Source organism: Janthinobacterium sp. CG3, assembly GCF_000344615.1.
GTDB lineage: Bacteria > Pseudomonadota > Gammaproteobacteria > Burkholderiales > Burkholderiaceae_D > Janthinobacterium.
Window position 1 is genome coordinate 4163366 of the sequence record NZ_KB467824.1, and the last position, 23390, is coordinate 4186755.

26 protein-coding genes, 1 tRNA gene and 1 pseudogene are annotated in these 23390 nt (G+C 61.7%); 14 read left to right on the forward strand and 14 right to left on the reverse strand.

Annotated elements, in window-relative coordinates:
• Nucleotides 1-6: 6 nt before the first annotated feature.
• From gspK to gpmA, 9 genes are all read right to left on the reverse strand, one after another.
• A complete protein-coding gene (gspK, locus tag JANGC3_RS0118375) occupies nucleotides 7-963 on the reverse strand; it encodes a type II secretion system minor pseudopilin GspK (protein WP_017877954.1) in 957 nt (318 codons plus the stop codon).
• A complete protein-coding gene (locus JANGC3_RS0118380; RefSeq protein ID WP_017877955.1) occupies nucleotides 960-1574 on the reverse strand; it encodes a PulJ/GspJ family protein in 615 nt (204 codons plus the stop codon). The genes gspK and JANGC3_RS0118380 overlap by 4 nt, the downstream gene beginning before the upstream one ends.
• Entirely contained in the window at nucleotides 1571-1954 is a 384-nt protein-coding gene (gene gspI / locus JANGC3_RS0118385) for a type II secretion system minor pseudopilin GspI (protein WP_017877956.1), read from the reverse strand. The genes JANGC3_RS0118380 and gspI overlap by 4 nt, the downstream gene beginning before the upstream one ends.
• A complete protein-coding gene (gspH, locus tag JANGC3_RS0118390; RefSeq protein ID WP_017877957.1) occupies nucleotides 1951-2439 on the reverse strand; it encodes a type II secretion system minor pseudopilin GspH in 489 nt (162 codons plus the stop codon). The genes gspI and gspH overlap by 4 nt, the downstream gene beginning before the upstream one ends.
• An 8-nt stretch (nucleotides 2440-2447) precedes the next feature.
• The gene (gene gspG / locus JANGC3_RS0118395; protein WP_017877958.1) at nucleotides 2448-2900 is read right to left on the reverse strand and encodes a type II secretion system major pseudopilin GspG; all 453 of its coding nucleotides are present in this window, start codon (nucleotides 2898-2900) and stop codon (nucleotides 2448-2450) included.
• A 109-nt stretch (nucleotides 2901-3009) separates the two neighbouring features.
• Nucleotides 3010-3768 (reverse strand): HesA/MoeB/ThiF family protein, encoded by a 759-nt coding sequence (locus tag JANGC3_RS0118400; RefSeq protein WP_017877959.1) that lies wholly within the window; start codon nucleotides 3766-3768, stop codon nucleotides 3010-3012.
• Nucleotides 3769-3844: 76 nt separating this feature from the next.
• Nucleotides 3845-5299: a S41 family peptidase gene (locus JANGC3_RS0118405; protein WP_017877960.1), complete on the reverse strand. Its 1455-nt coding sequence runs from the start codon at nucleotides 5297-5299 to the stop codon at nucleotides 3845-3847.
• A 152-nt stretch (nucleotides 5300-5451) separates the two neighbouring features.
• Complete coding sequence (locus JANGC3_RS0118415) at nucleotides 5452-6963, reverse strand: murein hydrolase activator EnvC family protein (RefSeq protein WP_017877962.1); 1512 nt, start codon at nucleotides 6961-6963, stop codon at nucleotides 5452-5454.
• Nucleotides 6964-6998: 35 nt separating this feature from the next.
• The gene (gene gpmA / locus JANGC3_RS0118420) at nucleotides 6999-7745 is read right to left on the reverse strand and encodes a 2,3-diphosphoglycerate-dependent phosphoglycerate mutase (protein WP_017877963.1); all 747 of its coding nucleotides are present in this window, start codon (nucleotides 7743-7745) and stop codon (nucleotides 6999-7001) included.
• A gap of 108 nt (nucleotides 7746-7853) precedes the next feature.
• Between gpmA and JANGC3_RS0118425 the strand changes: the two genes are divergently transcribed.
• From JANGC3_RS0118425 to JANGC3_RS0118445, 5 genes are all read left to right on the forward strand, one after another.
• A complete protein-coding gene (locus JANGC3_RS0118425) occupies nucleotides 7854-8255 on the forward strand; it encodes a rhodanese-like domain-containing protein (protein ID WP_017877964.1) in 402 nt (133 codons plus the stop codon).
• Between the two features lie 25 nt (nucleotides 8256-8280).
• Nucleotides 8281-8544 carry a glutaredoxin 3 gene (grxC, locus tag JANGC3_RS0118430; protein WP_026133156.1) on the forward strand — a complete coding sequence of 88 codons (264 nt, stop codon included), beginning with the start codon at nucleotides 8281-8283 and terminating at the stop codon, nucleotides 8542-8544.
• 164 nt (nucleotides 8545-8708) lie between these two features.
• Nucleotides 8709-9185 carry a protein-export chaperone SecB gene (secB, locus tag JANGC3_RS0118435; protein ID WP_017877966.1) on the forward strand — a complete coding sequence of 159 codons (477 nt, stop codon included), beginning with the start codon at nucleotides 8709-8711 and terminating at the stop codon, nucleotides 9183-9185.
• Nucleotides 9186-9261: 76 nt separating this feature from the next.
• Nucleotides 9262-9705 carry an SH3 domain-containing protein gene (locus JANGC3_RS0118440; protein WP_017877967.1) on the forward strand — a complete coding sequence of 148 codons (444 nt, stop codon included), beginning with the start codon at nucleotides 9262-9264 and terminating at the stop codon, nucleotides 9703-9705.
• Between the two features lie 122 nt (nucleotides 9706-9827).
• Entirely contained in the window at nucleotides 9828-10868 is a 1041-nt protein-coding gene (locus JANGC3_RS0118445; RefSeq protein ID WP_017877968.1) for an NAD(P)H-dependent glycerol-3-phosphate dehydrogenase, read from the forward strand.
• Between the two features lie 84 nt (nucleotides 10869-10952).
• On the opposite strand, the gene JANGC3_RS0118450 is transcribed toward JANGC3_RS0118445, so the two are convergent.
• The 4 genes from JANGC3_RS0118450 to mscL form a co-directional block, all read right to left on the reverse strand.
• Nucleotides 10953-11297 (reverse strand): cupin domain-containing protein, encoded by a 345-nt coding sequence (locus JANGC3_RS0118450; protein ID WP_017877969.1) that lies wholly within the window; start codon nucleotides 11295-11297, stop codon nucleotides 10953-10955.
• A gap of 67 nt (nucleotides 11298-11364) precedes the next feature.
• On the reverse strand, nucleotides 11365-12057 hold the full coding sequence (locus JANGC3_RS0118455; protein ID WP_026133157.1) for a DUF2461 domain-containing protein: 693 nt from the start codon (nucleotides 12055-12057) through the stop codon (nucleotides 11365-11367).
• A 14-nt stretch (nucleotides 12058-12071) separates the two neighbouring features.
• Nucleotides 12072-13199 carry a Do family serine endopeptidase gene (locus JANGC3_RS0118460; protein WP_026133158.1) on the reverse strand — a complete coding sequence of 376 codons (1128 nt, stop codon included), beginning with the start codon at nucleotides 13197-13199 and terminating at the stop codon, nucleotides 12072-12074.
• 66 nt (nucleotides 13200-13265) lie between these two features.
• Complete coding sequence (mscL, locus tag JANGC3_RS0118465) at nucleotides 13266-13682, reverse strand: large conductance mechanosensitive channel protein MscL (protein ID WP_026133159.1); 417 nt, start codon at nucleotides 13680-13682, stop codon at nucleotides 13266-13268.
• A 359-nt stretch (nucleotides 13683-14041) separates the two neighbouring features.
• Here mscL and petA point away from each other — a divergent pair, with 359 nt between their 5' ends.
• From petA to JANGC3_RS0118500, 7 genes are all read left to right on the forward strand, one after another.
• Nucleotides 14042-14650 carry a ubiquinol-cytochrome c reductase iron-sulfur subunit gene (gene petA / locus JANGC3_RS0118470; protein ID WP_026133160.1) on the forward strand — a complete coding sequence of 203 codons (609 nt, stop codon included), beginning with the start codon at nucleotides 14042-14044 and terminating at the stop codon, nucleotides 14648-14650.
• A 2-nt stretch (nucleotides 14651-14652) separates the two neighbouring features.
• Nucleotides 14653-16065: a cytochrome b gene (locus JANGC3_RS0118475; protein WP_017877974.1), complete on the forward strand. Its 1413-nt coding sequence runs from the start codon at nucleotides 14653-14655 to the stop codon at nucleotides 16063-16065.
• A gap of 33 nt (nucleotides 16066-16098) precedes the next feature.
• The gene (locus JANGC3_RS0118480) at nucleotides 16099-16863 is read left to right on the forward strand and encodes a cytochrome c1 (protein WP_017877975.1); all 765 of its coding nucleotides are present in this window, start codon (nucleotides 16099-16101) and stop codon (nucleotides 16861-16863) included.
• A 109-nt stretch (nucleotides 16864-16972) separates the two neighbouring features.
• Nucleotides 16973-17584 carry a glutathione S-transferase N-terminal domain-containing protein gene (locus JANGC3_RS0118485; protein ID WP_017877976.1) on the forward strand — a complete coding sequence of 204 codons (612 nt, stop codon included), beginning with the start codon at nucleotides 16973-16975 and terminating at the stop codon, nucleotides 17582-17584.
• A 108-nt stretch (nucleotides 17585-17692) separates the two neighbouring features.
• The gene (locus JANGC3_RS0118490) at nucleotides 17693-18208 is read left to right on the forward strand and encodes a ClpXP protease specificity-enhancing factor (protein WP_026133161.1); all 516 of its coding nucleotides are present in this window, start codon (nucleotides 17693-17695) and stop codon (nucleotides 18206-18208) included.
• A gap of 25 nt (nucleotides 18209-18233) precedes the next feature.
• Nucleotides 18234-18309 (forward strand) — tRNA-Thr (locus JANGC3_RS0118495).
• Nucleotides 18310-18480: 171 nt separating this feature from the next.
• Nucleotides 18481-19515, forward strand: a complete 1035-nt coding sequence (locus JANGC3_RS0118500) for a virulence RhuM family protein (protein WP_017877978.1) — start codon at nucleotides 18481-18483, stop codon at nucleotides 19513-19515.
• A gap of 88 nt (nucleotides 19516-19603) precedes the next feature.
• Here the strand turns inward: JANGC3_RS0118500 and JANGC3_RS0118505 are convergent, their stop codons facing one another.
• Nucleotides 19604-20200: a recombinase family protein gene (locus JANGC3_RS0118505; protein WP_017877979.1), complete on the reverse strand. Its 597-nt coding sequence runs from the start codon at nucleotides 20198-20200 to the stop codon at nucleotides 19604-19606.
• A gap of 621 nt (nucleotides 20201-20821) precedes the next feature.
• On the opposite strand from JANGC3_RS0118505, the pseudogene JANGC3_RS34145 reads away from it, so the two are divergent.
• Together JANGC3_RS34145 and JANGC3_RS31750 are read left to right on the forward strand one after the other, a co-directional pair.
• A pseudogene (locus JANGC3_RS34145) lies at nucleotides 20822-20986 on the forward strand (hypothetical protein); the annotation flags it as partial.
• 327 nt (nucleotides 20987-21313) lie between these two features.
• Nucleotides 21314-23260, forward strand: coding sequence for an HsdM family class I SAM-dependent methyltransferase (locus JANGC3_RS31750; protein WP_442905268.1), 1947 nt, complete (start codon nucleotides 21314-21316; stop codon nucleotides 23258-23260).
• Nucleotides 23261-23390: the final 130 nt, after the last annotated feature.

Here is a 23390-nt window from a genome sequence, read left to right on the forward strand (position 1 = left end):
CAGGTTCTAGTTTTCCCGGATCCACACCAGGGTGGTAGTGCGCTTGGTGCCGTCGCGCTCGATCAACGCCTGCGTCGCCAGCGCCGCGCGGTCCAGCCGCACCTGGCTGTCGACCAGGAAGTAGCTGCTTTTAATATCGACGCCGCCCTGGTTCGGCAGCAGCAGGGTCTTGCCTTGTATCAGTGCCGTGAAATCGCCGATGCCGTTGAAGGGCTTGCGTTCGCGGTTGCTGGCCAGCGCGCGCGCCTCGCCCAGCGAGAAATCGACCACCGCGGCGAGCACCTCGGGCGCCGCGGTGTTGATGTTGATCGGGCTCGGTTTGGGCAGCACGATGATGAACTCGCGCAGGCGCTCGAGCGCCTGCGGCGTGACGCCGGGCACGCTGAGCAGGTCCTCGACCTGGGCGAAGTCGATCGGCTCGCTGCCGCTCTGCGCCGGCACCTCGTCGGGCAGCGCCGGCGCGCCGCCCTTTTGGGTCTGCGCCAGCGCCGTCGCGGCGGCCTGGGCCAGGGCGGGGTCGAGCCGCTGGTTGGCCAGCAGGCGGCCGAACACCAGCACCTGCGCCTTGTCGACGACGCGGCCCCTGGCCAGGTTGCTCAGGTTGAAGCGGCCCTGCGCGTCGCTGGCGCGGCCCGACAGCGTCGCCGCGTAGTCCTCGCCGTCGACGCGCTCGCGCTCGACGAACTGGTCGAGGTTGGTCTCGGCCACCGGTTTGCTCCAGATGCCGTCGAGCCGGGTCAGGTTGGGATTGTCCTGGCGCAGCCAGAAGCGCGCCAGGTCGACCGCGCCCAGCGTGATCCACTTGGTCTGCTGGTGCAGGCGCTGGTTTTCCATCGAGCGCACCTGCACCTGCTGCTGCCAGAACACGCTGGCGACGATGGTCACGGCCAGCGTCGTCAGCAGCAGCGCCGTGATGACGGCGACGCCGCGCTGGCGCCCCGATGGCGGCGCCCGGCGCGTCACACCGCCCCCAGCAGGAAAGTCTTGACCAGGCCGATTTCCTGGTCCTTCTGGCGCAGCGTCACCTCCAGCCCGGTGCTGCTGGCGGCGGCGGCGCCGCCCGGCGCGCTCCAGGCGTTGTTGTCCCACAGCCGCAGCGCCATGCCGCCCAGGCCGGCCAGCAACTGCACCGCGGCGCCGGTGTCGGTGTCGCCGAGCGCCGCCTGCCACATGCCGTCGAGCTGGGCCAGGTTGCGCGTGCCGGCCGACTCGCGCCGCGTCAGCACGCCGTCGCGCACGCGGTAGGACACCACCTGCAACTGGGTCGCCTGGTTTTCGCCGAAGACCGCGCGCACCAGCGTCAGGCGCTCGCCCTCGACGCTCAGGCTGGCGCGCCCGTGCAGCAAGCTCGCCTGCGCGCCGGCGCCGGCCAGGTGCTCGCAATCGCTTTGCATCTGGGCGAACGCCAGTTGCATGCCGCGGGTCTGCTCCATCTGCCCGGTCAGCGCGACGCGGGCGCGGACGATGCCGTCCAGGCCGCGCCAGCCCATCACGGCGACGATGGCCAGGATGGCGATCGCCACCAGCAGTTCGACCAGCGTGAAGCCGCGCCGGCGCGCGCGCCGGGCCGTCATGGACTCAGCACCAGTTGCACCAGCTTGATGATGCGCCGCTCGGGGTTCTCGGCGTTGTAGACGCTGACCTCGACGCGGCGAAAACGCGGGTTCGGCGTGGCCACGACCTCTTCCTGGCAAATCAGGTTCAAGTCGCCCTGCGGGCAGGCGCTGGCGGTTTTGCCGATCGGCGGGAAGGCTTTGCTGAGACGGAACTCGACGAGGCGGTTCTCGGCCGACCAGGTCGCCATCATGGCGCTGCGCAAGCCGTTGCTGTTTTGCGTCAGGCTGCCGGCCGCGCGCAGCGAGGCGCCCAGCGAGGTGACCACGATCAGCAGCGCCACCAGCACTTCGAGCAGGGTGAAGCCGCGGTGGCGACGGGGCGCGGGCCGCTGCTTCATTCGACGGTGAAATGGCCGATGCCATCGGCGCGGATGGCGGCGCTGCCCTCGCCGCTGGCCATGGTCAGCAGGAAGGGCTTGTCGACCGGCTCGCGGCCGAAGACGATGCGCAGCGGCGCGCCGGCGCCGCCGGCGCCCAGCGCCGGCTCGACGCTGAACACCACCGGGCTGTTCTGGAAGGCGCGCTCGCGCAGCAAGTCGTCCTGGGTGACCGGTTCCCATTGCCGCTCGTTGCGCACCAGGAAGCGGTAACGCTCGGCGTCGGCCTCGAACGCCACCTGGCGGTTGCGCACGATGGCCTCGTCGCGCGCCAGTTGCAGCAGCAGCGCGATACGCTCGGCTTCCTTGTGCAGCGCCTGCTGGCGGCTGGGCATGGCGTTGAACGACACCATGCCCAGCGTCAGTCCGACGATGACCAGCACCACCAGCAATTCGATCAGCGTGAAGCCGCGCGCCCGCGCGCCGGCACGGTCAAGGTTGAACATGGCCGGGTTTAAATGTCCCACGAACCAATGTCGGCGTCGTCGCCGCTGCCGCCGGGCTGGCCGTCGGCGCCCAGCGAGAGCACGTCGATTTCCCCCTTGATGCCGGGCGACAGGTATTGGTAGGGATTGCCCCACGGGTCCTTCGGCATCTTGTCGAGGTAGCCGCCGCTCTTCCAGCCGTTGGCGGCCGGGCCGCTGGTCGGCTTGCTGACCAGGGCGCCCAGGCCCTGCTCGGTGGTCGGGTAGCGCTGGTTGTCGAGCTTGTACAACTTCAGCGCCTGGATCAGCGAGATGATGTCGACGCGGGCGGCGGCCACGCGCGACTCGCCGGTGCGGCTAATCAGCTTGGGGACCACCAGCGCGGCCAGGATGCCCATGATCACCACCACGACCATGATCTCGATGAGCGTGAAGCCGCGGGCCAGGCGGCGCCGGATCGAACGATTTGCAACGTTTTGCATAAGAAAATAGAAGGATGAGGATGAACGAGTGCAGAGTATAAGGCGGAATCGGCGCAACACCATAGAAGGTTATCAAAAACGTATAGCCGAGGGCGCCGCGGGCCATGTTTCAGGCGGCCGCGGCGGGGCCGCAGACCGGGCAGCCGGGGTTGCGGGCGACGCCGATGCTGTTCCATTCCATGTTGAGGCCGTCGAGCATCAACAAGCGCCCGGCCAGCGAGCCGCCCACGCCCATCAGCAGCTTGAGCGCCTCGGCCGCCTGCATCGCGCCGACCACGCCCACCAGGGGCGCGAACACGCCCATGCTGGCGCAGGCCGCGTCCTGGAAATGCTGGTCCTGCGGAAACAGGCAGGAATAGCAGGGCGAGGCGGGCGCGCGCGGGTCGAACACGCTGACCTGGCCGTCGAAGCGGATCACCGCGCCCGACACCAGCGCCACCTTGGCGGCCACGCAGGCGCGGTTGACGGCGTGGCGGGTGGCGAAGTTGTCGCTGCAGTCGAGCACCACGTCGGCGTCGGCCGCCAGCGCCAGCAGGCGCGCCGCGCCGGCGCGCTCGGCCAGCGCGACGATCTCGATGTCGGGGTTGATCGCGGCCAGCGTCAGCGCCGCCGAGGCGGCCTTGGGCTGGCCGACGCGCGCCGTGGTGTGGGCGATCTGCCGCTGCAGGTTGGTCAGGTCGACGGTGTCGTCGTCGACCAGGGTCAGGCGGCCGACGCCGGCCGAGGCCAGGTACATCGCCGCCGGCGAGCCGAGGCCGCCGGCGCCGATCACCAGCGCGCGCGCGGCCAGCAGCTTTTCCTGCCCCTCGATACCGATTTCGTCGAGCAGGATATGGCGCGAGTAGCGCAGCAGTTGTGAGTCGTTCATAGTGTGCAGTCCAGAAAACGCGGAGGGGCCGGCGCCGGGGCACGGCGCGCGCGGTCGGTTGCGGCGCGCCGGCCCGTTACTTTTTGGCCGGCGCCTTTTTGTCGGCCGGCTTGTCGGCGCCCTGCTCCGGCGTCGCCTCGACTTTCGACAGCTTCACCGCCAGGCCCTTGAAGTGGTTCAACGCCTGCGCCAGCTGGAAGTCGTCCTTGCCGCCGTATTCGAGCGGCTTGCGCTTCTTCGCCAGTTCCAGCAGGCGCAGCTCCTCCTCCTGCTCGTCGCGCTTGGCGGCGGGCGCGGCGACGCCCCTGTCCTCGTCGTTGCCAAGGTGCTTTTGCAGGTCGGCCTCGCGCACGCGCAGGCTGTTCCAGCCGTCGCCGTCGGCGGTTTCGTCGACCATCAGGTCGGGCACGATGCCGCGCGCCTGGATCGAGCGCCCGTGCGGGGTGTAGTAGCGCGCCGTGGTCAGCTTGACGGCGGTGTCGGGCGTGAGCTGGCGCAGCGTTTGCACCGAGCCCTTGCCGAAGGTCTGGGTGCCGAGGATGGTGGCGCGCTTGTAGTCCTGCAGCGCGCCGGCGACGATTTCCGAGGCCGAGGCCGAGCCGGTGTTGACCAGCACCACCATCGGCACGCTTTTCAGCGCCTCCGGCAGCTTGGCCAGCGGGTCGCCGCCGCTGCGCCCGGCGTAGAACTCGCGCCGGCCGTAGAAGGTCTGTTTCGAGTCGGCCAGCTGGCCGTTGGTCGAGACGATCACCGCGTCCTTCGGCAGGAAGGCGGCCGAGACCCCGACCGCGCCCGGCACCACGCCGCCCGGATCGTTGCGCAGGTCCAGCACCAGGCCCTTCAGGTGCGGGTCCTGGGCGTACAGCAGCTGGATTTTCTTGACCATGTCGTCGACGGTCGGTTCCTGGAACTGGGCGATGCGCAGCCAGGCGTAGCCCGGCTCGACCATTTTCGCCTTGACGCTCTGCACGCGGATTTCCTCGCGCACGATGTTGAACGCCAGCGGCTTGAGCTCGCCCTTGCGCGACACCGTCAGGGCGATCCTGGTGTGCGGCTCGCCGCGCATCTTCTTGATCGCCTCGTCCAGCGACAGGCCCTTCATCGGCGCGTTGTCGATGCGGGTGATCAGGTCGCCGGCCAGCACGCCGGCCTTGGCGGCGGGCGAATCCTCGATCGGCGCGACCACCTTGACGTAGCCGTCCTCCATGCTCACTTCAATGCCCAGGCCGACGAACTTGCCCTGCATGCTGTCGCGCATTTCCTTGAAGGCCTTCTTGTCGAGGTAGGTCGAATGCGGGTCGAGCGAGGCGACCATGCCGGAAATGGCCTCGGTCAGCAGCTTCTTGCCCTCGACCGCCTCGACGTAGTCGGACTGGATCAGGCCGAACACGTCGGCCAACTGGCGCAGCTCTTCGAGCGGCAGCGGCGCCGCCGTGCTCTTTTGCGCGACCGCCGAAAACTGCATCGAGGCGCCGATACCGGCCAGCATGCCCAGACCGATCAGGCCGATACTCTTTACTTTGATGCCCATTTGTCGCCGCGCTCCACCGATCCCGCCAAAAAAAACCGGCAGGCCGGCTTGCCGGGCGGCGGCCCGCCGCGCCGCGGCGGAGCCGGCAGGTCGGGTTGCGCCGCGCCGGCGAAGCCGACCTGCGGAGAATGTCCGTCGATCCGCCGGCGGGCCTAGAACTTCACCCAGCCGACCGGATCGAACGCGCGGCCTTGATGCCGCAATTCAAAGTATAAACCCGATTCCTCGTTGCCGCCGCTGTTTCCGGCGCTGGCAATCGCGTCGCCGCCCTTGACGGCGTCGCCGGCGCGTTTGAGCAGCGCCTGGTTGTTGCCGTAGATGCTCATGTACTGGCCGCCGTGGTCGACGATGATCAGGTTGCCGAAGCCGCGCAGCCATTCGGCGAACACGACCCGGCCGGCGGCGACCGACTTGATGTCGGCGCCCTCGCCGGCGCGGATAAACACGCCCTTCCAGCTGGGGCCGTCGCCGCGCTTGCTGCCGAACTTGGCCGCCAGCCGGCCCGCCACCGGCGCCTGCAACTGCCCGCGCAGGCCGGCGAAGGCGCCCTCCGGCGCCGCCGCGGCCAGGCTGGCGCGCGCCGGCACCGGCTCGGCCGCCACCGCGGCCACCACCGGCTTCGCTTCCGGCGTCGGCTCCGGCTTGGCTTCCTCCGGCCGGCGCTGCGCCACCTTCGGCTCGTCGGGCGCGACCGGCTCCGGCCTGGCCGGCGTCGGCGGCTTGGCCTTGCCGCCCTTGGCCTGCTCCCGCGCCAGGCGTTCGGCCTGGGCTTGCGCCGTGGCGCGCGCCGCGGTCGCCGCCAGCGCCCGCGCCTTGGCGTCGGCGGCGGCCACGGCGTCGGCCTTGGCCTTGGCCTCGGCGCGCGCCTGCGCCAGTTGTTGCTGGCGTTGCTTCTCGGCGGCGGCGGCCTCGGCCTGTTCCTTGATCAATTTCGCCAGCTTGTCGACCAGGCCGGCCATGCGCTGCTCGTCGCGCTCGACGTTGCCGGCCTCCTTGCGCTGCTCGACCAGGCGCTTCGACAGGCTCGCCAGCAGCGCCGCGCGGCGCCCCTTCTCCTGTTCCAGCAGGGTTTTTTGCTCGCGCTCCTCCTGGGCGATCTCCTCCAGCTCGTCCTTGGCGTTCTGCGCCTCGGCCTGGTTGGCCTCGACCGCCAGCAAATTGGCGCGCAGCGCGCCCAGCAGGCGCGCCTGCGCCTGCGACACGTAGGACATCATTTGCAGGTCGCGGTTGATGCGGTTCGGGTTGTCGCCCGACAGCAGCAACTTGATGCGGTCCTCGTTGCCCGCGACATATTGTTCGCGCAGCAATTTTGATAACTGTTTCTTTTGCAATTCGACGGTGGCCACCAGTTGCCCGCGCGCCGCGCCGAGCTGGCGCAGCTTGACGCCGGTCTGGTTCTGCTCGACGGCCAGTTCGCGCAGCGCCCGGTTGGCGTTGGAAATGGCGCCCTCCGACTCGGCCAGCGTGTCGGCGGCGTCGTCCTTGGCGGTTTCGGTGCGGCCGATGTCGCGCTTGAGGGCCGTCAGCTTTTGCTGCAGGCCGGCGCGCTCCTGCTCGGCGACCGCCTTCTGGCGGCTGCGTTCGGTCGGTTTGGCGCCGTGGGCGGCGCCGCCGGCGAGCAGCAGGGCCAGGCACAGCCCGGCCCCGGCCCGCCAGGCCGGCATGAAAACGGGTGCGACCCGGAGCGGATACGGCAAAGTTACTTGGCCTTCCCTTGGTTCGCCACGGCGCGCATGGCCGCGGCGATCGCCTCCTGGTCGCCCAGGTAGTAGCTGCGGATCGGTTTCAGGTCGGCGTCGAGCTCGTACACCAGCGGCTGGCCGTTGGGAATGTTCAGGCCGACGATGTCGGCGTCGCTGATGCCGTCGAGCATCTTGATCAGCGCGCGCAGGCTGTTGCCGTGGGCCGAAATGAGGATGCGCTTGCCGGCGCGGATGGCCGGGGCGATTTCCTCGTCCCAGGCCGGCATGACGCGCGCCACGGTGTCTTTCAGGCATTCGGTCAGCGGAACGGCCGACTTCGGCAAGCCGGCGTAGCGCCGGTCGTTGAAGCAGGCGCGTTCGTCGTCCTCGGCCAGCGCCGGCGGCGGCGTGTCGTAGCTGCGGCGCCACACCAGCACTTGCTCGTCGCCGTACTTGGCGGCGGTCTCGGCCTTGTCGAGGCCCTGCAGCGCGCCGTAGTGGCGCTCGTTCAGGCGCCAGTCGTGCTTGATTGGCAACCACATCAGGTCCATCGCGTCCAGCGACAGCCACAGCGTGCGGATGGCGCGCTTCAACACCGAGGTGTAGGCCAAGTCGAAGGTGAAGCCGGCGTCCTTCAGGATACGGCCGGCGGCGCCCGCCTCGTTGACGCCCTTTTCCGTCAGATCGACGTCGGTCCAGCCGGTGAAGCGGTTATCGAGGTTCCAGGTGGACTCGCCGTGACGCATGAAAACGATTTTATACATGTCAGTCTGCAATCTTTTAATGGGGTTTGAGGCAAAAAGCAAGCTAGGGCTTAACAGTTCCAGCTTCTATTTTATAATGCGCGGATTGACTTAAACCATTGGACACCCGTGAATTTCATTATTGAACACATTTTTCTCGTCGGTATCGTCGTCATTTCCGGCGGCGCCCTGCTGTGGCCGGCCCTGAGCATGCGCGGCAAGCGCGCCTCGCCGCTGGAGGTGACGCAGATGATCAACCGCGGCAAAAGCCTGGTGCTGGACGTGCGCGACACGGCCGCCTTCGCCAACGGCCACCTGCGCGACGCCAAAAACATTCCGCTGACCGAGCTGGTGGGCCGGGTTGGCGAACTCGACAAGTCGAAGAGCAAGACCGTCGTGCTGGTGTGCCAGAAGGGCGTGCGCTCGCCGCTGGCCGCCAAGGTGCTGGCCAAGGCCGGCTTTGCGGACGTCGTCAGCCTCGACGGCGGCGTCACGGCATGGCAGGCGGCCGGTTTGCCGCTCGCCAAATAAGTACACACCACAAGGAAAACCAGCCATGACAGCCCATGTCCTCCTCTACAGCACCGCCGTGTGCCCGTACTGCGTGCGCGCCGAGCGCCTGCTCGAAGCCAAAGGCGTGACCGAGATTGAAAAGATCCGCGTCGACCTCGACCCCGAGCAGCGCGCGCTGATGATGCAGAAAACCGGCCGCCGCACCGTGCCGCAAATCTACATCGGCGACACCCACGTCGGCGGTTTCGACGATTTGTACGCGCTCGACCAGGCCGGCGGACTCGACGCGCTGCTCAAGGGCGCGTAAATTGTCCGGCGCGGGGTATTGGTTTTGATACAATTGCCCTCACTTCCGACTTGTGCCCGCGCGGTGCTGCCACTTTGCGCGGGGCTAGAGCCGATCGTGTGCCTGACTCAGTTACCCATCTGAACGGCAGCTGCCGTTCTTTTCCCCTATAACGAAAGCGTTCCATGTCCGACGAAAACCTGCAACCCGTATTCCAAATCCAACGCGTCTACCTGAAAGACATGTCGCTGGAACAGCCGAACTCGCCGTCGATCTTCCTGGAACAAGAAGCGCCGGCCATCGAAGTGGCGCTCGACGTCAGCGCCGAGCCGCTGGCCGACGGCATTTTCGAATCGACCGTGACGATCACCGTCACCGCCAAAATCAAGGACAAGGTCGCGTTCCTGGTTGAAGGCAAGCAAGCCGGTATCTTTGAAGCGCGCAACATCCCCGCGGACCAGCTCGACCCGCTGCTGGGAATCGGCTGCCCGAACATCATCTACCCTTACCTGCGCGCCAACATCGCCGACGTCATCACCCGCGCCGGCTTCCCGCCCGTGCACCTGGCTGAAATCAATTTCGAAGTGTTCTACCAGCAGCGCCTGCAAGCGGTGGCCGACGCCGCCGCCGCCGCGCCAGCGGCCGGCGCGGCAACCCACTAAGTCGTCCGCCCCGCGCCGGCGCCGCAGTGGCGCCGGCGCCGCGTTTTCCAGATTCACCGCTATTGAAAGTCCGGTTATGAGCATTCCCCGTTGGATCGCAGGCGCGACGCTGATGCTGGCGGCAGCCGCCGGCCACGCGTTCGATTTCAAAACGGTGGGCGCGGCCCCGGCGATCCTGTACGACGCCCCCTCCACCAAAAGCGGCAAATTGTTTATCGCGCCGCGCGGCATGCCGCTCGAAGTGGTGCTCAGCTACGGCGAATGGGTCAAGGTGCGCGACGTCAGCGGCGACATGGCCTGGACCGAAGCGAAAGTGCTGAGCAGCCGCCGCAACGTGGTGGTGCGCACGGCCGCGCTGAAGGTGCGCAGCGCCGCCGACGAGGCGTCGGCCCCGGTGTTCATCGCCGACAAGGGCGTTTTGCTGGAAGTGACCGAGGCCGGCAGCTCCGGCTGGGTCAAGGTGCGCCACAAGGACGGCTTGAACGGTTACGTGAAGAGCGGCGACGTCTGGGGCATCTAGCCCGCCCAATCAAGGCCGCCGTCCCACCCTCAGACCCTGGGGTCCGACCCCGGCTCTTTGCCTTGGGTTGATTGTCGGCGCTGCCGGCGCGCCCGTTTAACGCCATCACCGTCCGAGGCCCTATGCAAGACTCCGCTATTTCCCCCTCCCCGGCCGCGCCCGAACGGCGCAACGTCAGCGTGCTGGGCGCCGGCGCCTGGGGCACCGCCGTGGCGATCGCCTGCGCCGGGCGGCACGACGTGCTGCTGTGGGGCCGCAACGCCGCCACCATGCAGGCGATGGCGGCGCAGCGCGAAAACGCGTATTTGCCCGGCTTCACGCTGCCGCCCGGGCTGCGCGTCGGTGCCGACTTCGAGCAAGCGCTGGCCCACGCCAGCGGCCCCGGCGCGCTGCTGATCGCGGCCTGCCCGGTGGCCGGCCTGCGGCCGCTGCTGGAACAGTTGCGCGCGCGCGCGGTTCACAAGCTGGTCTGGCTGTGCAAGGGTTTCGAGAACGGCAGCGGCTTGCTGCCGCACCAGATCGTCGCCCAGGTGCTGGGCGATCGGGTCGCCGGCGGCGCGCTGCTGGGGCCGTCGTTCGCGCAGGAAGTGGCGCGCGGCCTGCCGTGCGCGCTGACCATCGCCTCGGACTCGGCGCAGCTGCGCGACGACGTCGTCGCCGCTTTGCACGGCGGCAATATCCGGGTGTACGCCAGCGACGACCTGGTGGGCGTCGAGGTTGGCGGCGCGGTCAAGAACATCCTGGCCATCGCCACCGGTATCGCCGACGGCCTGGGCCTGGGCTTGAACGCGCGCGCCGCGCTGATCACCCGCGGCCTGGCGGAAATGACCCGGCTCGGCGCCGCCCTGGGCGGCCAGGCCGAAACCTTCATGGGCTTGACCGGCATGGGCGACTTGATCCTGACCTGCACCGGCGACCTGTCGCGCAACCGCCGGGTCGGGCTCGGCCTGGCGCAGGGCAAGCCGCTGGCCGCCATCGTGGCCGAACTGGGCCACGTGGCCGAGGGCGTCCCCTGCGCCAGGGCGGTGCGCGAACTGGCCCGCACCCTGGGCGTGGAGATGCCGATCACCAACGCGGTGGCCGGCGTGCTGTTCGACGGCGACTTGCCGCATGAAATGGTGAAGCGCCTGCTGGCGCGCGATCCGCGCGACGAGGCCGCTTGAGGCTGAAACAATCAACACCAAGGGCGTCCGACCCCGGCTGTTTGCCTTGGGTGTGAATCGGGCAAGCGGCGCGCCGGCGCCGACCTAGGCGTGGCCGGGGCCCTTGTCCAGCAGGATGGTCAGCAGCAGCAGGCTGTCGGCTTCGGCGCGCAGCGCGTGCGCCTGGCCGCCGTTCAGGTAGACCATCTGGCCGGCGCGCAGCGCCTGGCTGCGGCCGTGGGCGTCCAGCGCGACCTCGCCGCGCAGGCACAGCAGGCTGATTTCCCCCGGCACATGGTGTTCCGGCATGACCTTGCCTTTGGGCAGGGTCATGCGGATCAATTCCATCTCGGCGGTTTTGGCCAGCGCGATCGCGGAAAACTGGGACAGGTCGTCGTCGCCGTGCTGCACCGCGATCAGTTCGCCGGACCCCGCATGTGGCAATGCCATGGTGTCGCTCCTTTTAAGTTGGTTGGTCCTGCCGCTACTCCCCTGCTACGCCTTTGCTACGCCTTTGCTACTCTTCCGGCTCTTGCTGTTCCTTGGCGCCGCGCAACCAGGTCACCAGCGGCAGCGCGTCCTTCAAGCCGGCGGCCAGCGTCGGCAGCAGCAGCTCCGGCGCGTTCAAGTCCAGCGCCACCTCGGTCCAGACGAAAAAGCTCTTCAGCTTGATCAGTTCGATGTGCTCGGCGTCGGCCGGGAAGCCCTTCGGCGGGCGCATCAGCTTGCCCTCGTCCTGGAAGCTGCCGAAGGTCTGGCGCAAGCGCCTATTCTTCAGTACTTTGCCCAAACCCGGCGCGTCGTTGAGCATATGCTCGCGGATGGCGCGCAGGCGCCCGGCCGGCGGCATGTATTCGCCGGCGCCGAACAGCAGCTTGCCGCTACCCTCGATTTGCAGGTAAAAGGTCGGTCCGGCCGCCATGCTGGGGCGGCGCATGTCGTTGGGCGCGATGGCGGCCGAAAAACGCGTCTTGTACGGCCGCTTGTCGTGGGCGAAGCGGACGTCGCGGTTGATGCGGAACAGCGCCTTTTTCGGGTTGCAGAACTTGACCGCCGGGTCGAACTTGCCCAGCTCGGCGATCAGGCCGGTGACGACGGCCAGGAATTCCTCGCGCAGGATGTCGTAGCGCGGCTTGTTCATGATGAACCAGGGCCGGTTGTTGTTCTCGCTCAGTTCGTTCAAAAATTGGGTCAAATCGCGCAAATGCATGAATCGCGTTCCTGTCAGGGCGGGTTGGTGGGCGGGCGCTTGCCGACGACGACGTCGAGGGTCGCCTCGCGGCTCTTGCGCAGCAGCGTCATTTTAGCTTTTCCGCCGGGGGCCAGTTGGGCGATCAGGTTCAGCATGTCGGTGGTGTCGCCGACCGCCCTGCCCTCGACCGCCAGCAGGATGTCGCCCGGCTTGATGCCGGCGCGGTCGGCCGGGCCGTTCTTGACGACGCCGGCGATGATGGCGCCGCTTTGCCGGCTCAGGCCGAAGCTGTGCGCCAGCTCCGGCGTGATGTCCTGCGATTCGACGCCGATCCAGCCGCGCACCACGTGGCCGGATTTGATGATCTCGTCCATCACCGTCTTGACGGTCGAAACCGGGATGGCGAAGCCGATGCCGACCGAGCCGCCGCTTTGCGAGTAGATCGCCGCGTTGATGCCGAGCAGCTTGCCGCGCCCGTCGATCAGCGCGCCGCCGGAATTGCCGAAGTTGATCGCGGCGTCCGTCTGGATAAAGTTTTCGAAGTGGTTGATGTGCAGGTTGTTGCGTCCGAGCGCAGAGATGATGCCCATCGTCACGGTCTGGCCGACGCCGAAGGGGTTGCCGATGGCCAGCACGACGTCGCCGACCCTGGCCTGCTCGACGTGGCCGAGGACCATCACCGGCAGCTTGTCGAGCGCGACCTTGATCACCGCCAGGTCGGTTTCCGGGTCCAAGCCGACCACCCTGGCCGGCGCCTTGCGCCCGTCCGCCAGCACCACCTCGATCTGCTCGGCGGCCTCGACGACGTGGTTGTTGGTCAGGATGTAGCCGTCGGCGCTGACGATGACGCCCGAGCCGAGGCTGGACGCGTCGTCGTCGTCGTCGTCGTCGTCGGGGCGGCGCTCGCCGAAGAACTTCTTGAAGAACGGGTCCTTCAACATCGGGTTGGCGGCGCGCTTGGGCGCCTGGGTGGTCAGGATGTTGACCACCGCCGGCATCGCCAGCGCGGCGGCGTCGCGGTAGGACGCCAGCGGCGGCGCGGCCGGGGCCGGCGCCGCGGTCGCCGTTGCCGGCGGCGCCGGCCGCAGCGCGGAATAGACGAAATACAGTGCCAGAACCACGGTCACCGTTTGCGCAAACAAAAGCCAGAGTCGTCGCATATGCGCTTTGAAAGGGGTGCGCGCCCTCGGGGCGCGGCAACAGGGTGGCGGCGCGGGCGCCGCGGTTTATTTCTTGAGGGCGTCGCGGATTTCGCGCAACAACACGATGTCTTCCGGCGTCACCACGGCAGCCGGCGCCGGCGCCTCGACCTTGCGCGCCTTGTTAACCAGCCGCACCATCTGGAAGATGATGAAGGCGAGGATCAGGAAGTTGATCAGGATCGTAATAAAGTTGCCGTAGGCGAAAACCGCGCCGGCCTTCTTGGCTTCGACCAAGGTGAGCTGGGTGCCCTGGTTGTTCAGCGGCAAATAGTAGTTGGCAAAGTCGAGTCCGCCAAAGACCTTGCTGATGGGCGGCATGATCACGTCTTGCACCAAGGAATCGACGATCTTGCCGAAGGCGCCGCCGATGATGACCCCGACCGCCAGGTCGACGACGTTGCCCTTCATCGCGAATTCCTTGAATTCCTGCATCATTGCCATGTATTTTCTCCGTTGATTGTGCGTTCGGCATCACGATCATACTATCGATTCGGGCGCACGCCAAACCGGGCGGCGGGCGCGTTGCGGCCGGCCGGCGTTTGCGGCGGCGCCGTTTCGGCCGTCAAGTTGACCGAAACGCGCCACAAAACGCCCCAATTGCGGGCTGGGCAACGTTTTTGCTTTAATTCGCCCGGCGCTTCCCTTATAATTTAAGGTTGCTAGAAGCCATGTTGACGCTTCAGGGTACCTTTAAAAGCTCGGCACCGGTCAGGTTCAGACGAACCCGGGTTGGGATGCGGGCTGGTTTTCGGGGTGCTCCTCATAAAAAAGATTTCGCATTTTGACTGATTGGGGTTTGTATGAGTAACGAAAAGCAGGTCGATTCCGGCCGACGCGGCTTGCTCGTCGCTACGTGCGCGGCGGGTAGTGTGGTCGGTTTGGCCACCGCAGGGGCCTTGGTAAGTACTTTCCAGCCGTCGGAACGGGCGAAAGCCGCCGGCGCGCCGGTGGAAGTGGACATCGGCAGCCTGAAAGAGGGCGAGATGGTCACCGTCGAATGGCGCGGCAAGCCCGTGTGGATCCTCAAGCGCACGCCCGACATGGTCGCCTCGCTCAAGAAAACCGACGGCAAGGTCGCCGACGCCGACTCCAAGCGCAACCCGGAAGAGTTTACGCCCGAGTACGCCCGCAACGAATGGCGCTCGATCAAGCCGGAAATCCTCGTCGCCGTCGGCATCTGCACCCACCTGGGCTGCTCGCCGTCGACCAAATTCACGCCCGGCCCGCAGCCTTCGCTGCCGGACGACTGGGAGGGCGGCTTCCTGTGCCCGTGCCACGGTTCGACCTTCGACATGGCCGGCCGGGTTTTCAAGAACAAGCCCGCGCCGGACAATCTGCAAGTGCCGCGCCACATGTATTTGAGCGATACCAAATTGGTTATCGGCAAAGACCAGAAAGGTGAGGCGTAATCATGGCCGCTTTTAAAGAAACCACATTCCCGGCCGACGCGCCGGCCGCCGCCAAGGCTTTGGGCTGGGTCGACGACCGCTTCCCGCTGACCAAGCTGTGGAACGACCAGTGGGGCAAGTACTACGCGCCGAAGAACTTCAACTTCTGGTATATCTTCGGCTCGCTGGCGATGCTGGTGCTGGTGCTGCAGATCGTCACCGGCATCTTCCTGACGATGCACTACAAGCCCGACGCCAACCTGGCCTTCGGCTCGGTCGAGTACATCATGCGCGAAGTGCCGTGGGGCTGGCTGGTGCGCTATATGCACTCGACCGGCGCCTCGGCCTTCTTCATCATCGTCTACCTGCACATGACGCGCGGCCTGCTGTACGGTTCCTACCGCAAACCGCGCGAACTGATCTGGCTGTTCGGCTTCGCCATCTTCCTGTGCCTGATGGCGGAAGCCTTCTTCGGCTACCTGCTGCCCTGGGGCCAGATGTCGTACTGGGGCGCGCAAGTGATCGTCAACCTGTTCGGCGCCATTCCGCTGATCGGTCCCGACCTGTCGCTGTGGATCCGCGGCGACTACGTGGTCTCCGACGCCACCCTGAACCGCTTTTTCGCCTTCCACGTGATCGCCATTCCGCTGGTCCTGCTGGGCCTGGTCGCCGCGCATTTGATCGCGCTGCACGAAGTCGGTTCGAGCAACCCGGACGGCATCGAAGTGAAAGACAACCTGGGCGCCGACGGCCACCCGCTCGATTCGATCCCTTCGCACCCTTACTACACGGTGCACGACCTGTTCGGCGTGTCGATCTTCCTGACCATCTTCAGCGCCGTGGTGTTCTTCGCGCCGGAAATGGGCGGCTACTTCCTGGAGTACAACAACTTCCTGCCGGGCGATTCGCTGAAAACCCCGCTGCACATCGCCCCGACCTGGTACTTCACGCCGTTCTACTCGGTGCTGCGCGCCACCACGGCCGACTTCATGTACGTGCTGATGGCCGCCGTCGCCGCCTACGTCGTGTTCATCTGGCTCAAGTCGCGCCTGTCGCTGGCGCTCAAGGCGGTTATCGCCGTGGTCGCGCTGCTGGCCATCGTCGGCATGCTGCCGTCGGTGCTGGACGCGAAGTTCTGGGGCGTGGTGCTGTTCGGTTCGTCGGTGATGATCCTGGCGGCGCTGCCTTGGCTGGACCACTCGAAGGTCAAGTCGATCCGTTACCGTCCGGACTGGCACAAATACGTGTACATGGTCTTCGGCCTGTCGTTCCTGATCCTCGGCTACCTGGGCACCCAGGCGCCGACCGACACCAAGACCATCGTCTCGCAAGTGTGCACGCTGATCTACTTTAGCTTCTTCCTGCTGATGCCGTGGTGGAGTGCCATGGGCAGGTTCAAGACCGTGCCGTCGCGCGTGACCTTCCATCCGCACTAATCGACGACAGACGCCAAGATCAAAGGACATGACATGAATTTTCCGAAAAAACTGCTCGCCATCCTGGCACTGCTGCCGGCGCTGGCCATGGCCAACGAGGGCGGCCACCCGCTCGACAAGGCGCCGGACCGCTCGACCAACATGGCGGCCCTGCAGCACGGCGCCAAGTTGTTCGTCAATTACTGCCTGAACTGCCACAACGCCTCGTCGATGCGCTACAACCGCTTGAAGGACCTCGGCCTGACCGAAGACCAGATCAAGAGCAACCTGCTGTTCACCGGCGAAAAAGTCGGCGAAATGATGACCACCAGCATGAAGGCGAAGGACGCCAAGGAATGGTTCGGCGCCGTACCGCCCGACCTGTCGGTGATCTCGCGCGCCAAGGCCTCGTCGGCCGGCACCGGCGGCGACTACCTGTACACCTACCTGCGCACCTTCTACAAGGACGACACCCGCCCGACGGGCTGGAACAACCTGGTGCTGCCGAACGTGGCGATGCCGCATGCGCTGTGGGAACTGCAGGGCGCGCGCAACGTCAAAATGGTCGAGGAAAAAGATCCGCACGACGCCGGCAAGACGGTGCACAAGTTCGTCGGCTTCGAGCAAGTCACGCCGGGCAAGCTGAACCAGCTTGACTACGACACCGCCGTGGCCGACCTGGTCGCCTACATGGAGTGGATGGCCGAGCCGGCCGCCGCCAAGCGCAAACAGCTGGGCGTGTGGGTGCTGTTGTTCATGGCCTGCTTCGTGCTGCTGGCGTGGCGCCTGAACGCGTCGTACTGGAAAGAAGTCAAATAAGAGGGTGCTGATTGCACCGCATTCGTTCTGCGCTACCCGCACTGGCGGGTAAGCGATATGGGGTGATCCGTTCGCGGCTTCACCCCCTTTGTTTCTAAGGAACTATAAAATGATGGTTCTCTATTCGGGCACAACCTGCCCCTTTTCGCAACGCTGCCGCCTGGTCCTGTTTGAAAAAGGCATGGACTTCGAAGTGCGCGACGTCGACCTGTTCAACAAGCCGGAAGACATTTCGACGATGAACCCGTACGGCCAGGTGCCGATCCTGGTCGAGCGCGAACTGATCCTGTACGAGTCGAACATTATCAACGAGTACATCGACGAGCGCTTCCCGCATCCGCAACTGATGCCGGCCGACCCGTTGATGCGCGCGCGCGCGCGCCTGATGCTGTTCAACTTTGAAAAAGAGTTGTTCGTCCATGTGCACGTGCTTGAAAGCGAACGCGCCAAGGGCAACGACAAGAGCCACGACAAGGCGCGCGCGGAAATCCGCGACCGCCTGACGACGCTGGCGCCACTGTTCCTGAAGAACAAGTACATGCTGGGCGACGAATTCTCGATGCTCGACGTGGCCGTCGCGCCGCTGCTGTGGCGCCTGGACCACTACGGCATCGAACTGTCGAAGACCGCCGCGCCGCTGATGAAGTACGCCGAGCGCATCTTCTCGCGCCCGGCCTATATCGAAGCGCTGACGCCGTCGGAAAAGGTGATGCGCCGCTAACACCGGCCGCCGCACCGTCGTTTACTTGATGTATTGATGTATCGGCGCGTCGCCCGCCCCGCCCTGCGCCGGGCGGGCGGCGCGCCGGCTTCCCAGCCTGCCAAGACCATGCCTGAAATCTCAACCAAACCCTATATGCTGCGCGCCATCTACGAATGGTGCACCGACAGCGGCTACACGCCCTACCTGGCCGTCAAGGTCGACGCCGGCACCACGGTGCCGATGGAATACGTGAAAAAGGGCGAAATCGTCCTCAACATCAGCTTCGGCGCGACCAGCGGCTTGAAGATGGACAACGACTGCGTCCGCTTCCACGCCCGCTTCGGCGGCGTCTCGCGCGAGATCTACGTTCCGGTCGACAACGTGATGGCGATCTACGCCAACGAAAACGGCCAGGGCATGGCGTTCGAGCCGCAACTCGGCTCCTTCGACCCGTCCGCCGGCCCGACCGACAGCCCGGCCTCGGGCAGCGAGCCGGTGCTTGCCGCCACGCCAATCAGCGCGCCGGCGCCGATGCTGTCGTCGGTGCCGAGCAGCAGCCAGCAAGACGCCCGCACGGCGCCCGCCGGCGACGACGAGCCGCCGAAAAAAGGCGGCCGCCCTACCCTGACGCGGATTAAGTAGGGTATAATTCGCATCGCAAAGTAAGGCCGACTTAGCTCATTTGGTAGAGCAGTTGATTTGTAATCATCAGGTGGCCAGTTCGAAACCGGCAGTCGGCACCAGAATTTAGTTGGAAAATCAAAGGGTTACATGCTTCTGGCTGTAACTCTTTTTTTTTCTGAAGTGCCTTCAAATGCTCCATGTAACCGCTGTGTAACCGGATTGAAGAAAACCGGCGAAACGCAGGGTGGGTGATGCGCCCGTTAAATCATATTCTTTGGGGAACGGATACCATGAACACCGATATCGAGAACACCTCCCAATTTCTGTTCTACGCCGCACCCGACGGAAACGTAAAGGTGCAAGTAGTGCTCGGCGACGAAACCGTCTGGGCTTCGCAAAAGGGGATGGGGGAAATCTTTGGAGTTGACGTTAGGACAGTCAGCGAGCATCTGCAAAACATCTTTAAAACCAATGAGTTAGTTGAAGATTCAGTTATCCGGAAATTCCGGATAACTGCCGCAGACGGGAAGGCGTACCTCACAAATTTCTATAATCTGGACGCTATCATTTCTGTCGGTTACAGAATAAATTCCGCGCAAGCAACACAATTCAGGATTTGGGCCTCTTCGGTGCTGAAAGAGTATTTGGTGAAGGGCTTTGCGCTAAACGATGATAGGTTGAAGCAAGGAAGCAAGTTGTTCGGCAAAGACTATTTTGACGAACTGCTCGAACGCATCCGGGAGATTCGGGCATCAGAGCGGCGTTTCTATCAAAAAATAACAGACCTGTATGCGCAGTGCAGCATTGACTACGACAAGAATGCGCCTATCACGCAGGTCTTTTACGCTACCGTGCAGAACAAGTTTCATTTTGCCATCCATGGCAACACGGCATCCGAATTGGTCAAACTACGCTCAGATGCTGGGAAGCCAAACATGGGCCTTACAGCCTGGAGAAATGAGAAGGCAGGCGGGAAAATTCTGAAAACTGATATAGCAGTTGCCAAAAACTATCTCAGTGAACCAGAACTAAGAAATATGAATCGCTTAGTTTCACAGTACCTCGACTTCGCCGAAGGCATGGCAGAGCGCCAGAAAGCTATGACGATGGAAGCGTGGACTAAAAAGCTAGACGACTTTTTGAAGTTTAACGAGTACGAAGTTTTGGACGGCGCTGGCCATGTATCAGCAGATGCAGCGAAGAAACTTGCTGAAGTTGAGTACGCCAAATTCCGTACCATTCAGGACAAAGAGTTCACTTCAGATTTTGATAAAGTTGTGGATAAAATAAAGACTGACGGGCAGATTCCTTCGCGGATTGACTAGGTAGCTCAAAAAGCAGCGTCCACATTAAGCCGCCATCCGGCGTCCAGCTTAATGCGGGTCTAGCGGCCGACGGCGTGGCCAGTGTTCTCTATACGGCCTTGATGGCGGAGTACAGCGTGGCCCTGCTCACGCCGTATTCCTCGGCTAGAGCGGTCTTGCTCTCCGTAACGGCGCGCTGGCGAATCGATGCAACCTGGGCGGCGCTGAGCTTAGCGGAACGACCCATATGCTTGCCATTGGCGCAGGCACGGGCCTGCCCCTCGGCGCGGCGCTCATTTATCATGGCCAACTCGAAGGAGGATACCGCGCCGAGCATGGTCAGCAACATCTGGTTCATCGCGCTGGTCTTGTCGGCGGTGAAGGTCAGTCCCTCTTTTTTGAACGTGATGCTCACACCCTTGTCCGTCAACTGTTTGACCAGCGCCAGCAGGTCAGCGGTATTGCGCGCCAAGCGGCTGATTTCATGGACTAGCACCGTGTCGCCTTCGCGGACATGCGAAAGCATCGCCTGAAGCGCTGGGCGGTTCGTATCGCTGCCGCTGCATTTATCTTGGAAGACTTTATCAAGGGGCAGGCCGTCGAGTTGGCATGCGGTGTTTTGGCCGACGCTTGAAACCCGGATATATCCTACCGTTTGTCCTGCGCCCATTTTGTTCCCCTTCACGATTGTGTAAGGAAAGTACATAGGACTTTTCGGAAAGTGTATAGTTGATTCGTTTTGATACTTGCTGGACACCATTTCTCCGGGCAAGGTGTTTGGCAATCGTTGTGTTGAGAAAGTATGCCTTCTCGCCTGAGCAGGTGGGCGACGCCGGGATGGGACACCTCAGCGTTAATGTATTGATGTGATGCAGGGCAGATCATCGAACGACAAAATAGAGCGTTTGACGCAACGAGAGCGCTTCTTCGGCGCCACTGAGCATCGTGTGCATGGTGTGAGCGCACTGGGAGCGATCTTGGAGATCATCGCTCTTGCTCCATGCTGTCTGCCTCTTCAAGCGCTCCTCCACTCTACCATAGAAAAAATTTAACCTAGGTTTCCACGCCTGTTCCTTTACAATCTTGCATCCGTGAACATCTTAGCGCATCCCGCCAGTCCGAACCGTACTAGCAATAGGAATAAAAACTTGAAAAATATTTTCTGCAAAAAAAGCGACCTGAGCAACGAAGCGACCGTTGAGTCATATTTTGTTGACAGACTGCTAAAATATCTTGGATATGCGGACAGTGACATATCACTGAAGGATAGCATTTCCGAATTTGCAGTCGGAAAAGGTAGTAAAAAACCCTTTATCGGCCGGATTATGTCTTAAAAGTCGGCGGCATTCCCGCAGTTGTTGTGGACGCAAAATCCCCAAGCGAAAATATCGAAAACTGGGAACATCAATGCTTTTCCTACTGCTTGGAAATTAACAAAGAATTTGACTACAATCCAGTTAAATATTTTGTTCTTACTAACGGTCTAAAGACGGCAGTTTACCAGTGGGACAAAAAAAACAATTTAATTGAAATGGATTTTGATGAATTTAACATTGAGTCTTCCCAACTCACGAAACTCATCGCGCTAATTTCCCACACATCGATTCGCGGGATGTCGGAGTCTTTGAAAGAAGAGGTCGATCAGCAAAATTTCGATTTTAAGTGCATTTCATTGGAAGAACTTGCTGCTAAATTTCAAAGACTACATCAAGAAATATGGCAGGCTGAAAAAAAAGGTCCGAGCGCTGCATTTCAGGAACTTATAAAGATCTTTTTTGTGAAAATTCGGAAAGACAAGGACATCCACGCAAAGCTTGGTATGTCTCCATCACCGAAATATAAAGACGTTGTTTTCTCACAACATTGGATTGTTAGTCAAACAGAAGTTGCCAATCCTATAAATGACATATTATTTCGAACCTTGATTTTAGAGCTTGAAAAAGACATTTTATCTGGAAAGAAAAAAAGATTTTTTGATGGCAGTGACCAAATAAATCTGTCTTCTGGGACTTTAAAAAAAGTTGTTAAAGAGATTGAACATGTTGACTTATTTGGCATGGAAGAAGATGTTCATGGCAGAATGTTTGAGACATTTCTGGATGCTACAATCCGCGGAAAAGACATTGGTCAATTTTTTACGCCGCGTGATGTTGTCGGATTGATGGTTGAATTGGGCAGCCCGATCGCGTCGAAGAATCACGTCGATAAAATTCTTGATGCCTGCTGTGGATCTGGTGGATTTTTAATTACGGCACTTACATCAATGTTGCTGCAAGCTTCTTCCATAAAGGGAATGACATCAAAAGAGCGTCAAGAACTGGACGATACTATAAAGACAAAAAGTGTATATGGCATTGATGCTGGAAGCGATCCAGCCATGTACAAAATTGCACGCATGAATATGTATTTACACGGCGATGGTGGTAGCAATATCTATTATGCAGATTCGTTGGATAAAGGAATCGGCCGGGTGGGCGCCGAAAGCTTGGAAGTTGACAAACAGTTAGATGAGTTACGGCGTTTGATAACCGAAGAAAAAATAAAATTTGATTTAATTCTTTCCAATCCACCCTTCTCTCTTCTGTACACAAGGGAAAATAAAGATCAAGAACGAATTCTCAACCAATATGCTCTATCACGCGATAGAAAAGGCGGAAAAATCGTCAATAAGCTTATCAGTAGTGTGATGTTTATAGAACGCTATAAGGATTTGGTCACGGATGACGGAAAAATTGTTGCAGTAATTGATGACTCCGTCCTATCTGGATCTTCTTATGTTCATGTTCGTGATTATATTCGCGAGAACTTTATTATCGACGCTATCATATCACTACCTGGAGATGCATTTCGCCGCGCCTCTGCCCGAGTTAAAACGTCAGTGATTATACTCCGCAAGAAAATTGAAGAGGAAACGCAACAAGATGTCTTCATGGCATCATCAATTTATCTTGGCATTGAATCGAAAACGGCCAAACGAATCGGCATAAAGGTCCTTGACCTTGAGAATGCCAAAATCGAAGAGCAAAACCGTATGGTTGCCGACTACAACGCGTACGTTGCTGGTGTCAATGGCGAATATGTCGTCCAATTTTCTAATTGCCTAGATAGGCTCGATGTAAAGTATTGCATCAATGACCGTGGACGTAAAGCGTCAACCTGGGTAGCTGGTGGTTACAAAGTTAATCGATTAGGCAGCATCCTTTCACCCGCAACAGATCGATCAGAAAAAGTAGAAGAAGAAGATGAGTACCCGCTATTAATTGTTAATTACGACGGTGAAATTAATGACGGTGAGGTATTGGACGGGGCTGATTCTTCATATTCTAAACTTTATAAAGTAAAACAGTGGGATTTGCTTATATCGAATATGGGTTTTGGTCGCGGGGCAATTAGTGTTGTTCCACCGCATCATGCAGGGAAATTTGTCTCAAATGAATACACAATACTGACATCGCCATCTAAGGAATGCGCAGTTTTTTATTGGAATCTATTAAGAACAAAAGAAATTTTAGGTGATATTTTTTCTTCGACAACAGGCATGAATCGGGGAAGGATAAAATGGGACATCATTCAAGATGTCTTGGTTCCTGTTTACGAAAGAAATGCCGAAATAACAAAACTAACAAAAGAAATTGAAGAATTTTGGACTGCTTATGAGAAATTCACGACTAGCAAAAATATTCATATTGAGCGCGTATCCGCTGAACTTGATGTCGCTGGGAACGATTCACTAGATCGCTGGTTGTCTTTTAAACCACCAGAGTGACGTCTTGACGACGAGCAGCTTGACCTCAGCTCAGTGAAACTAAGGAATCACCGGACCGTCAGCATTTTTTCTGGATCAATTGTTTAGGACGTTTCAGACATGATTTGTGTGGTTTCGAGAGTCTTCTACC

Bases quoted from the DNA above. Each gene is read 5' to 3' on its own strand.
- JANGC3_RS0118380 (WP_017877955.1), bottom strand. From the start codon at position 1,574: ATGACGGCCCGGCGCGCGCGCCGGCGCGGCTTCACGCTGGTCGAACTG.
- gspG (WP_017877958.1), bottom strand. From the start codon at position 2,900: ATGCAAAACGTTGCAAATCGTTCGATCCGGCGCCGCCTGGCCCGCGGC.
- JANGC3_RS0118450 (WP_017877969.1), bottom strand. From the start codon at position 11,297: ATGGCATTGCCACATGCGGGGTCCGGCGAACTGATCGCGGTGCAGCAC.
- JANGC3_RS0118505 (WP_017877979.1), bottom strand. From the start codon at position 20,200: ATGTACTTTCCTTACACAATCGTGAAGGGGAACAAAATGGGCGCAGGA.
- JANGC3_RS0118460 (WP_026133158.1), bottom strand. From the start codon at position 13,199: ATGCGACGACTCTGGCTTTTGTTTGCGCAAACGGTGACCGTGGTTCTG.
- JANGC3_RS0118490 (WP_026133161.1), top strand. From the start codon at position 17,693: ATGCCTGAAATCTCAACCAAACCCTATATGCTGCGCGCCATCTACGAA.
- secB (WP_017877966.1), top strand. From the start codon at position 8,709: ATGTCCGACGAAAACCTGCAACCCGTATTCCAAATCCAACGCGTCTAC.
- gspH (WP_017877957.1), bottom strand. From the start codon at position 2,439: ATGTTCAACCTTGACCGTGCCGGCGCGCGGGCGCGCGGCTTCACGCTG.
- JANGC3_RS0118475 (WP_017877974.1), top strand. From the start codon at position 14,653: ATGGCCGCTTTTAAAGAAACCACATTCCCGGCCGACGCGCCGGCCGCC.
- grxC (WP_026133156.1), top strand. From the start codon at position 8,281: ATGACAGCCCATGTCCTCCTCTACAGCACCGCCGTGTGCCCGTACTGC.
- JANGC3_RS0118445 (WP_017877968.1), top strand. From the start codon at position 9,828: ATGCAAGACTCCGCTATTTCCCCCTCCCCGGCCGCGCCCGAACGGCGC.
- JANGC3_RS0118455 (WP_026133157.1), bottom strand. From the start codon at position 12,057: ATGCATTTGCGCGATTTGACCCAATTTTTGAACGAACTGAGCGAGAAC.
- JANGC3_RS0118485 (WP_017877976.1), top strand. From the start codon at position 16,973: ATGATGGTTCTCTATTCGGGCACAACCTGCCCCTTTTCGCAACGCTGC.
- JANGC3_RS31750 (WP_442905268.1), top strand. From the start codon at position 21,314: ATGTCTCCATCACCGAAATATAAAGACGTTGTTTTCTCACAACATTGG.
- mscL (WP_026133159.1), bottom strand. From the start codon at position 13,682: ATGGCAATGATGCAGGAATTCAAGGAATTCGCGATGAAGGGCAACGTC.
- petA (WP_026133160.1), top strand. From the start codon at position 14,042: ATGAGTAACGAAAAGCAGGTCGATTCCGGCCGACGCGGCTTGCTCGTC.
- JANGC3_RS0118415 (WP_017877962.1), bottom strand. From the start codon at position 6,963: ATGCCGGCCTGGCGGGCCGGGGCCGGGCTGTGCCTGGCCCTGCTGCTC.
- JANGC3_RS0118480 (WP_017877975.1), top strand. From the start codon at position 16,099: ATGAATTTTCCGAAAAAACTGCTCGCCATCCTGGCACTGCTGCCGGCG.
- JANGC3_RS0118500 (WP_017877978.1), top strand. From the start codon at position 18,481: ATGAACACCGATATCGAGAACACCTCCCAATTTCTGTTCTACGCCGCA.
- JANGC3_RS0118440 (WP_017877967.1), top strand. From the start codon at position 9,262: ATGAGCATTCCCCGTTGGATCGCAGGCGCGACGCTGATGCTGGCGGCA.
- gpmA (WP_017877963.1), bottom strand. From the start codon at position 7,745: ATGTATAAAATCGTTTTCATGCGTCACGGCGAGTCCACCTGGAACCTC.
- JANGC3_RS0118400 (WP_017877959.1), bottom strand. From the start codon at position 3,768: ATGAACGACTCACAACTGCTGCGCTACTCGCGCCATATCCTGCTCGAC.
- JANGC3_RS0118405 (WP_017877960.1), bottom strand. From the start codon at position 5,299: ATGGGCATCAAAGTAAAGAGTATCGGCCTGATCGGTCTGGGCATGCTG.
- gspI (WP_017877956.1), bottom strand. From the start codon at position 1,954: ATGAAGCAGCGGCCCGCGCCCCGTCGCCACCGCGGCTTCACCCTGCTC.